At 51.5% G+C, this 1,242-nt stretch carries 1 rRNA gene; it reads left to right on the top strand.

What is annotated here, in order from left to right:
- Window positions 1-36: 36 nt before the first annotated feature.
- Window positions 37-1,242: ribosomal RNA gene (locus KW825_RS20200) — 23S ribosomal RNA — on the top strand; the annotation flags it as partial.

Raw genomic sequence — 1,242 nt, 5'->3', positions numbered from 1 at the left:
GCCGTGCCGTTTCGACGACACTTCTTGGGGTTGTATGGTTAAGTGACTAAGCGTACATGGTGGATGCCTTGGCAGTCAGAGGCGATGAAGGACGTACTAACCTGCGATAAGCTGTGAGAAGTCGGTAAGAGACGCTATTACTCACAGATTTCCGAATGGGGAAACCCACCCAGCACAAGCTGGGTATCTATTACTGAATACATAGGTAATAGAGGCGAACCGGGAGAACTGAAACATCTAAGTACCCCGAGGAAAAGAAATCAACCGAGATTCCCTTAGTAGCGGCGAGCGAACGGGGATTAGCCCTTAAGTTTCTTGGAAGTTAGTGGAATGGTCCTGGAAAGGCCAGCGATACAGGGTGATAGCCCCGTACATGAAAACGACCTTGAAGTGAAATCGAGTAGGGCGGGACACGTGACATCCTGTCTGAATATGGGGGGACCATCCTCCAAGGCTAAATACTCCTGACTGACCGATAGTGAACCAGTACCGTGAGGGAAAGGCGAAAAGAACCCCTGTGAGGGGAGTGAAATAGAACCTGAAACCGTGTACGTACAAGCAGTGGGAGCCCTTCGGGGTGACTGCGTACCTTTTGTATAATGGGTCAGCGACTTACATTTTGTAGCGAGGTTAACCGTATAGGGGAGCCGTAGGGAAACCGAGTCTTAACTGGGCGTCTAGTTGCAAGGTGTAGACCCGAAACCGGGTGATCTAGCCATGGGCAGGTTGAAGGTTGAGTAACATCAACTGGAGGACCGAACCCACTAACGTTGCAAAGTTAGGGGATGACCTGTGGCTGGGGGTGAAAGGCCAATCAAACTCGGAGATAGCTGGTTCTCCCCGAAAGCTATTTAGGTAGCGCCTCGGACGAATACTACTGGGGGTAGAGCACTGTTTGGACTAGGGGGTCATCCCGACTTACCAACTCCATGCAAACTCCGAATACCAGTAAGTAATATCCGGGAGACACACGGCGGGTGCTAACGTCCGTCGTGAAGAGGGAAACAACCCAGACCGCCGGCTAAGGTCCCAAAGTTCTGGTTAAGTGGGAAACGATGTGGGAAGGCTCAGACAGCTAGGATGTTGGCTTAGAAGCAGCCATCATTTAAAGAAAGCGTAATAGCTCACTAGTCGAGTCGGCCTGCGCGGAAGATGTAACGGGGCTCAAACCAGGCACCGAAGCCGCGGATTCACACTTATGTGTGAGTGGTAGGGGAGCGTTCTGTAAGTCTGCGAAGGTGT

It is taken from the genome of Aeromonas sp. sif2433, from assembly GCF_019218705.1.
GTDB lineage: Bacteria > Pseudomonadota > Gammaproteobacteria > Enterobacterales > Aeromonadaceae > Aeromonas > Aeromonas encheleia.
Note: the sequence above shows the minus strand (reverse complement) of the source record. Positions and strands in the feature narration are given on the sequence as shown.